General features: G+C 69.9%; 8 protein-coding genes. 4 read left to right on the plus strand and 4 right to left on the minus strand.

All coding sequences use genetic code 11. The features are described from left to right. Positions 1-202: 202 nt before the first annotated feature. From RWN05_RS17945 to RWN05_RS17960, 4 genes are read right to left on the minus strand one after another with little or no spacing between them, the layout of a single operon-like run. Positions 203-1,006, minus strand: a complete 804-nt coding sequence (locus RWN05_RS17945) for an ABC transporter ATP-binding protein (protein ID WP_314140590.1) — start codon at positions 1,004-1,006, stop codon at positions 203-205. Position 1,007: 1 nt separating this feature from the next. Next, complete coding sequence (locus tag RWN05_RS17950; RefSeq protein ID WP_314140591.1) at positions 1,008-2,051, minus strand: iron chelate uptake ABC transporter family permease subunit; 1,044 nt, start codon at positions 2,049-2,051, stop codon at positions 1,008-1,010. Then, the gene (locus RWN05_RS17955; protein WP_314140593.1) at positions 2,048-3,118 is read right to left on the minus strand and encodes an iron chelate uptake ABC transporter family permease subunit; all 1,071 of its coding nucleotides are present in this window, start codon (positions 3,116-3,118) and stop codon (positions 2,048-2,050) included. The genes RWN05_RS17950 and RWN05_RS17955 overlap by 4 nt, the downstream gene beginning before the upstream one ends. Before the next feature lie 4 nt (positions 3,119-3,122). Beyond that, on the minus strand, positions 3,123-4,073 hold the full coding sequence (locus RWN05_RS17960) for a siderophore-interacting protein (RefSeq protein WP_285038434.1): 951 nt from the start codon (positions 4,071-4,073) through the stop codon (positions 3,123-3,125). A 122-nt stretch (positions 4,074-4,195) separates the two neighbouring features. Between RWN05_RS17960 and RWN05_RS17965 the strand changes: the two genes are divergently transcribed. From RWN05_RS17965 to RWN05_RS17980, 4 genes are all read left to right on the plus strand, one after another. Further along, entirely contained in the window at positions 4,196-6,358 is a 2,163-nt protein-coding gene (locus RWN05_RS17965) for an AAA family ATPase (protein WP_314140594.1), read from the plus strand. A 224-nt stretch (positions 6,359-6,582) separates the two neighbouring features. Then, positions 6,583-7,560: a PrsW family glutamic-type intramembrane protease gene (locus RWN05_RS17970; RefSeq protein WP_314140595.1), complete on the plus strand. Its 978-nt coding sequence runs from the start codon at positions 6,583-6,585 to the stop codon at positions 7,558-7,560. An 87-nt stretch (positions 7,561-7,647) separates the two neighbouring features. After that, a complete protein-coding gene (locus RWN05_RS17975; protein WP_314140596.1) occupies positions 7,648-8,067 on the plus strand; it encodes a hypothetical protein in 420 nt (139 codons plus the stop codon). 60 nt (positions 8,068-8,127) lie between these two features. Further along, positions 8,128-8,780 (plus strand): DUF1345 domain-containing protein (locus RWN05_RS17980; protein ID WP_314140597.1); only part of this gene is annotated, 653 nt, incomplete at its 3' end.

Raw genomic sequence — 8,780 nt, forward strand, 5'->3', positions numbered from 1 at the left:
ACCATCGGCGTCGACAAACCCTGCCGACCCGGCACACCCGCCATCGGCTGCTGACACCGGCACCCGCCCACCACGGTGAGCGCGCCCCACCGGCGTCAGCGCACCCCTCCGGAGACCCGCGCTCACGTCACCGGGGCGCGCCCACGCCAACAAACCCGCGCTCACGCCAGCGCACCGCGCTGACGCCTCCCACCACCACGGGTCAGTGCGCGCCCATCAGCGGGATGACGAGCGGCGTGTGCGACTCGGGGTCGTCGATGATCCGGCAGCGGAGCCCGAAGACCTCCTCGACGAGCTCGGCCGTCACGATGTCCGCCGGCGCACCCTGCGCGACCACGTGTCCGTCGCGCATCGCGATCAGGTGCGTCGCGTACCGGGCGGCCTGGTTGAGATCGTGCAGGACCGCGACGAGGGTGCGGCCACCCTCCTGGTTGAGCCGCGTGAAGAGGTCGAGCAGCTCCACCTGATGCGTGATGTCGAGGAAGGTCGTCGGCTCGTCGAGCAGCAGCAGCGGCGTCTCCTGAGCGAGGGCCATCGCCACCCACACCCGTTGGCGCTGGCCGCCGGACAGTTCGTCGACGAGGCGACCGGACAGCTCGGTGACGTTCGTCGCCTCCATCGCCGCGAGCACCGCCGCTTCATCGGCCGCCGACCAGCGTCGGAGGATCGACTGGTGAGGGTACCTGCCGCGCGACACGAGGTCGATCACCGAGATGCCGTCGGGCGCGATCGACGTCTGCGGCAGCAGCCCGATGCGCTTCGCGACCTCCTTCGACGGGTAGCGCGTGATCTCCTGACCGTCGAGCACGACCTGCCCCTGGGTCGGCTTCAGCAGCCGGGCGAGGGCACGCAGGAGCGTCGATTTGCCACAGGCGTTCGGCCCGACGATGACCGTGAACGAGTCGTCGGGGATCGCGATGTCCAGCTCGTGGATGATGGTCCGCTGGTCGTAGCCGACGCGGAGGCCTGTCCCGGCGAGTCTGGTGGTGGGGCTGTCGGTCTTCATGTCAGCGCTTTCCCGCCTGCGTGATGAGCAGGGCGATGAGGTAGATGCCACCGAGGGTCACGGTCACCGCACCGACCGGCAAGGCGGCCGGGGCGATGATCCGCTGAGCCACGACGTCACTCACGAGGAGCAACGCCGCGCCCATGGCGGCCGAGGGGACGAGGGTGATGCCGGCGGACTTCGTAAGTCGCCGGGCGAGTTGGGGTGCGGCGAGGGCGACGAAGATGATCGGGCCGGCGACCGCGGTGACGGTCGCGGTGAGCGCGACGCCGATCACGAGCAGCAGCAGCCGCGTGCGCTCGACCGGGATGCCGAGGGCGCTCGCGATGTCGTCGCCGAACGCCAGCATGCCGAGTCGGCGGGACAGGAGCGCGAGGAGGGGGACGAGGACCGCGACCGCGATCGTCATGGGCACGACGTCCTGCCACCCGAGGTCGGCGAGCGAACCCATGCCCCAGCTCGCGGCCGCGATGGCGGCGTTGAGGTCCGCCCGCAGCTGCAGGTAGTCGTTGAACGCGTTGAGGACAGCACTGATCGCGATGCCGATCACGATGAGCCGGAAGCCCTGGACGCCCCGAGACCACGCGAGGAGATAGACGACGAGCGCCGTCGCGAGCCCGCCGATCAACGCACCGGACACCGTGGCCGCATAGTTCCCGCCGACGACGAGGGTGACGATGAGCGCGCCGGTGAACGCGCCGGAGTTGAACCCGATGATGTCGGGACTCCCCAGCGGGTTCCGGGTGATCGACTGGAAGATCGCACCGGAGAGCCCGAGCGCGATCCCGCCGACGACGGCGATCACGACTCGCGGCAGGCGCCACTCCAACACGATGCGGAGGACGCTCTCCGAGCCCGTGCCGGTGAACGCGGCGAGCAGCTTGTCGAGCGGGATGCGGTACTCGCCCTGGGTGAGCGCGAAGCCGCCGACCCCGACGACGACGGCGACCAGGGCGCCGACGACGACCAGCTCGCGCCGGTGGACCACCCAGCTGACCCGACCGACCCGCACGGTGCGCCGACCCGGCTCGGCGACCGCGGTCACAGCCCCTGCGCCTTCGAACGGCGGATGAGCACGATGAGGAGCGGGGCACCCACGAACGCCGTGACGATCCCGACCGGCATCTCGCCGGGGACGGCGACCCGCCCGACGAGGTCGGACAGCAGGAAGATGATCGGCGCGAACACCATCGTGAACGGGAGCACCCAGCGCTGATCCGGTCCGACGATGGCGCGGGCGAGGTAGGGCGACATGAGTCCGAGGAAGGCGATCGGTCCGGCCGCCGCGGTGGCCGAACCGCACAACAGGGTGATCGCGACGACCGAGAGCACCCGCGTCCGGAGCACCTTCGTGCCGAGCGAGGTCGCGAGGTCGTCTCCGAGGGCGACGGCGTTGAGTGACCGCGAGACGACGAGCGCGAGGACGACTCCGACGATGAGGAACGGCAACACCCCGAGGAACACGTCCATCTGGCGGTTCTGCAGCGATCCGGCCTGCCAGAAGCGGATCTTGTCGAAGATGTCGGGGTTGCGGATCGTGATGGCGAAGGTCACCCCCTGCAGCGCTGCGGAGAGCGCGACGCCGGCGAGCACGAGGCGGACCGGGGTCGCCCCGGCGCGGCCCCGGGAGCCGATCACGTACACGATGACGGAGGCGAGGCCCGCGCCGGCGAAGGACCACCACACGTACGAGCTCAGGTCGGCGGTGCCGGCGATGGCGACGGCGAGCACGACCGCGATGTACGCGCCGGCGTTGACGCCGAGGATGCCGGGGTCGGCGAGCGGGTTCCGCGTGACGGCCTGCATCATCGCTCCGGCGAGACCGAGCGCCGCTCCGACGCCGATGGCCAGGAGCATGCGCGGCACCCGGAACCCGGTGACGAGGATCGCGTTGGTGTCGTCGCCGCCCTGCGTGAGAGCGCGCCACACCGCTGCCGCGCTGATGGTCCCCGAGCCGATGAAGAGGCTGCCGACGGCGATGGTGGCGAGTACGACGAGCGCTGCGACGAGGAGGAGCCAGCGTGAGGCGGTCGATCGGGCGATGCCGGTCGACGCCTCTCGTGCGCGGGCGGCCGCGGTCGGGAGCCGCAGGCTGTCGAGGTCGGCGCTCACCGGCTCATCGGTTGTCTTCGGCCTTGCCGTGTCGCCAGTAGCCCATGAACGCGACCGACTTGCGGTCGACGCCGCACCCGGAGACGAGGTGTCGGCGGAGCGTCTTGATGGCCGACGCTTCTCCGGCGAGCCATGCGTAGAGCGGTGCGCTCTCGAGGACGGGGCCTCCGGTCGCGTTGACCGGTGCTTCCCAGAGCAGCTCGGTGTCGACGTCGACGTCCTCGAGTGCCGGCTGCGTGGCGATCGTGGCGGTGTCGACGCTCGGCGCGAGGCGACTCGCGATGCGCTCGACCTCGGGGATGAGCAGGGTGCCCACGGGCTGGTCGCCGCGGGGGAGGACGACGACCTCGATCCCGTCGGGCTTCGTGGACAGGGCGGCGATGTCCTCCTCGTGCGGCAGCTCGACGACGGCGATCCCGCGCGCGGTGCTCGGCAGGCGCTCGAGGATCCCGGCGATCCCGGGCAGGGCCGTCTCGTCGCCGGCGAGGAGCACCTGGTCGACGGTGGCCGGCGCATGCCAGTCGATGCCGCCGGCCGGGACGGCCGACCGGGCGTTCGGGACGTTGACGACGAGCTCGTCGCCGACCTTCGCGTCCATCGCCCAGGTGGACGCGGGGCCGACGCGGCCGTGCAGGGCGATGTCGACGTCGAACTCGGCGAGCTCCGGCCGGACCTCGCGGATCGTGTACGTGCGCATCGGGTGACGCTTGTCGTTGGGCAGCAGCCGCCAGGCCTGGTACCAGTCGTCGTGCATCGGCAGCTCGTCGAAACCGGTGTCGGGCAGCGGGAAGAGCAGCTTGATGCGCTGGTCGTGACGGTTGTCCGCGATGTGCTGGACCTCGGGGCCCGTGAACGTGAAGCGCCGATAGCTCGGGCTCACCTGCTCGATGCGCCGGACGACGGCTGCGAGGAGGATGAAGATCGAGTCGGGGGTCTGTTCACTGAGGCGAGGCATCGATAGGTAAGCCTACCCTTCGATGCGCTGAAGGTCACCCGCCGATCGCACCTTGTCGGCGGGGAATGGCGGTGGTAAACTTGAGTCAGATTCACTCAAGTTTTGAACAGGAGATCGTACCCATGCCAGCAGGCCAGACGCCTCAGCAAGAGGATCAGCGCAGCGCGCTCGAGCAGTACGGCGTCAACCTGACCGAGATCGCCGCCTCCGGCAAGCTCGATCCGGTCATCGGCCGCGACGCCGAGATCCGCCGCGTGAGCCAGGTCCTCACGCGGCGCACCAAGAACAACCCCGTCCTCATCGGCGAGCCCGGCGTCGGTAAGACCGCCGTCGTCGAAGGCCTCGCCCAGCGCATCGTCGCGGGCGACGTCGCCGAGAGCCTCAAGGGCAAGCAGCTCATCTCCCTCGACCTCTCCGCGCTCGTGGCCGGCGCCATGTACCGCGGGCAGTTCGAGGAACGCCTCAAGGCCGTACTCAAGGAGATCGACGAGTCCGACGGACAGATCATCACCTTCATCGACGAGCTCCACGTCCTCATGGGTGCCGGCGGCGGCGAGGGGTCCGTCGCGGCGGCCAACATGCTGAAGCCCATGCTCGCCCGCGGCGAGCTGCGGCTGATCGGCGCGACCACGCTCGACGAGTACCGCGAGTTCATCGAGAAGGACGCCGCCATGGAGCGTCGCTTCCAGCAGGTGTTCGTGGGGGAGCCGAGCGTCGAGGACACGGTGGCCATCCTTCGCGGCCTCAAGGAGCGGTACGAGGCGCACCACAAGGTCGCCATCGCCGACAACGCGCTCGTCGCGGCGGCAGCCCTGTCCAACCGCTACATCACGTCGCGGCAGCTGCCCGACAAGGCGATCGACCTCATCGACGAGGCGGCCAGCCGACTGCGCATGGAGATCGACTCGGCTCCCGTCGAGATCGACGAGCTCCGACGCAGTGTCGACCGCCTGAAGCTCGAGGAGCTCGCCCTCAAGAAGGAGAAGGACGACGCCTCGAAGGAGCGCCTCGCCCGCCTTCGGGAGGACCTCGCGACCCGCCAGGCCGCGCTCGGCGAACTGCAGGCGCGCTGGGAGCGCGAGCGCGCGAGCCTCAACCGGGTCGGCGACCTCAAGAAGCAGCTCGACGCCGCCCGGAGCAAGGCCGAACGCGCCCAGCGCGAGGGCAAGCTCGAACAGGCGTCCAAGCTGCTCTACGCCGACATCCCTCAGCTCGAACGCGAACTCGCGCTCGCGGAGTCGGCCGAGCAGGACACCGACGGCGAACCCCGGATGGTCAACGACCAGGTCACCGCCGAGGACATCGCCGCCGTCATCGCCGCGTGGACCGGCATCCCCGTCGGTCGCCTGTTGCAGGGCGAGACGGAGAAACTGCTACACCTCGAGCAGGAGCTGTCCCGCCGACTCATCGGGCAGTACCGTGCGGTCGCCGCCGTGTCCGACGCCGTCCGGCGCACCCGGGCCGGCATCTCCGATCCCGACCGCCCGACCGGCTCCTTCATGTTCCTCGGCCCCACCGGCGTCGGCAAGACCGAGCTGGCGAAGGCGCTCGCCGAGTTCCTCTTCGACGACGAGAAGGCCATGGTCCGCATCGACATGTCCGAGTACGGCGAGAAGCACTCGGTCTCCCGGCTCGTCGGTGCACCTCCGGGGTACGTCGGCTACGAGCAGGGCGGGCAGCTCACCGAGGCCGTCCGTCGACGCCCGTACTCCGTCGTGCTGCTCGACGAGGTCGAGAAGGCGCACCCCGAGGTGTTCGACATCCTCCTGCAGGTGCTCGACGACGGCCGGTTGACGGACGGACAGGGGCGCACCGTCGACTTCCGGAACGTCATCCTCGTGCTGACGTCCAACCTCGGCTCGCAGTACCTGATGGACGCCTCGCTCTCGCTCGAGCAGAAGGAGGAGGCGGTCCAGCAGCTCGTGCGTCAGGCTTTCAAACCGGAGTTCATCAACCGTCTCGACGACATCGTCGTGTTCCAGCCGCTCAGCGAAGCGGAGCTCGGCCAGATCGTCGAGCTCTACATCGATCGCCTGCAGCGTCGACTGGGCGAGCGTCGGCTGCACCTCGCGGTCACGCCCGATGCGCGTGCGTGGCTCGCGGAGCGCGGATACGACCCCATGTACGGCGCGCGTCCGCTGCGTCGACTCATGCAGCGGGAGATCGACGACCGCCTCGCGCGGGCGATCCTCGACGGCTCGATCCGCGACGGCGACACCGTCCACGTCGGGCTCGCGAGCGACGGCGACGGCCTCACGGTCGAGCGAGCGGTGGTCCCGGCCTAGCCCGGCTGCTTACGGCCAGCGCGGTGCGCTGACCCGAGCGCAGCCTATCGACGTGAGCGCGCCCCTCCGGAGGGGTGCGCTCACGCGTCTGCCCTGCGCTCGCGCGACAGCACCGCGCTGGCATTGACCCCCGAGTGGGGGAGGAAACCCCTGGTGCCCGACGGATGCCGCGCACTAGCGTGATCCTCGCGGTGGGCCCGGTCGGCGCGCCCTGAGAGGACACGATGTCGCACGCAGCCCCGATCACGACGCCCGAGACCAGCGGCACCGCCGCGCCCCTCTGGCGTCACGCACACGCCCCCGCCTGGTTCTTCTTCGGCGGCCTGGCGCTCTGGCTGTTCCTCCTGCTGGTGCCGCACGTCCTCCTCGGCAACCCGGCGGTGATCCCCGCCTGGATCCTGCTCGGCTCAGGGCTGGCCGCGTCCACCCTGCTGCTCGTCATGGCCCGACGTCTCCAACCGGGAGACGGCGTCACGACCGCGGCGCTCCTCTGGGCGGTCCTGATCGGAGGCTTCATCGCCATCACGCTCGGCAGCACCTTCGACTCCCTCATCGGCGTCGCCGCGACCGATGCCGGCGAGAACCCGCACGACATCGGGCTCTTCTTCGCCGGGGTCGCCGAGGAACTGGCGAAGATCATCGCCGTCGTGATCGTGGCATGGCGGTTGCCGGTGAAGACCGCCCGAGGTGGTCTCTTCGTCGGCGGTGCCGTCGGCATCGGCTTCGCCGTCCTCGAGAACCTCTGGTACATCGGACAGGGATGGGCGGCCGGCGTCGAAGCATCGCAGAAGCTCGCCGCCGGCTCACCACCCCTCGAGACCATCCTCACGCACCCGGCGTTCCAGGCGGCCGGAGCCGCGTTCGCCCGGACGATCTTCGACCCGGTCGGCCACCCACTGTGGACGGCGCTGCTCGCCGCCGCGGTGTTCGCCGCCGCACGCAACGGACGGTTCCGGATCACCGTGGGGGTGCTCCTGACCTACCTGCTCGTCGCGGTCATGCACGGCCTGTGGGACGGTAACACCGTGCTCTGGGGGCTGCTGTTCCCGGCCATGCCGGTGCTCAAGGCGCTCGTCGTCCCGGCCATGATCGTGCTCGTCGTCGCCTTCGCGCTCATCTGGCGGGCACAGGCCCGTCGCATCAACCGCGACGCCGGCGTCGTGTCGCTCCACGTCCCGCGTCGCGAGCGGAAGCAGGCCTGACCACCGCACGCGCGAGGTCTGCTGTGATCCGGGCATGCCGGGGAGTAGCGTGAAGCGCACCCGATCCGCGACGCCGAGGAGACACCCATGCTGGGACGCAAGACCTTCGAACAGCGAGAGGTCGACCAGGCGAAGACGATGATCGCCGCGCTGGTCGCCGGACGCGAGACGCTGGCCGAGGCCGGCGCGGACCCGGCAGCGCTGGCCGTGGTCGACCCCGAGTTCTTCACCGGCCTCACCCTTGTGCTCGACCGGCCGTTCGTCCACCGGGTGCGCTCGGTGCTCGGGAAAGGTCCCGGGGCCCTCAACGAGCTCGAACTCATCGTCGCGTCGATCCTCGACCACGACCGGGTGTTCACGGTGGGGACCGTGTTGCAGTACGCCGAAGGGGCGTCGTTCACCGGCCTCGTCCCGGGCGAGACGATCCGGCTGAGCGCCGCGCAGTTCGAGCGCCTCGCCGTCGGCGTCTTCGCCGAGTTGGAGGAGTTGTTCGTCGAAGCGGTGTGAGGTGCGGCGTCGGCCGCGAGTCTGCGTCACGCACTCCGCGGACGGTGCCACGATCAGCTCGTGAGCTCATCGACGTCCGGACCGATCGCCCTGCGGCACGGCGCGAAACTCCGCCTGATCCTGTCCGCCGTCATCGGCTTGGGCGTCGGGGTGGTCACTGGCCTGACCTGGTTCTGGGCGGGGGCGATCCTGGCCGGCTGGGGAGCCACGTGCGTCGTCTTCATCGTCTCGCTCTGGGCGCGTATCTGGCGGATGGACCCGGCACGCACGCGCGAGCATGCGACCTCGGAGGAACCTGGACGGACGACGAGCGAGGTCCTCATCGTGCTGGCGAGCGTCGGGAGCCTCGTCGCCCTCAGCGTCGTGATCCTGCAGGCGCGGGCGTCGACCGGCGTCGAACAGGGCCTGCTGGCGGGGTTCTCGGTGCTGAGCGTCGCCATGTCGTGGGCGCTCATCCACACGATCTACACCCTCAGGTACGCACGCATGTACTTCGCTGCTCCGGAGGGCGGCATCGACTTCAACCAGGAGGAGGCGCCCCAGTACAGCGACTTCGCCTACCTCTCGTTCGACCTCGGCATGACGTACCAGGTCTCCGATACGACGCTGCGGTCCAGTGAGCTGCGCCGCACGGTGCTCAAACACACCCTGCTGTCGTACCTCTTCGGCTCCGTGATCCTCGCGACCGTCATCAACCTCGTCGCGGGGCTGTA

The organism is uncultured Plantibacter sp. (assembly GCF_963518075.1).
Classification (GTDB): domain Bacteria; phylum Actinomycetota; class Actinomycetes; order Actinomycetales; family Microbacteriaceae; genus Plantibacter; species Plantibacter flavus_A.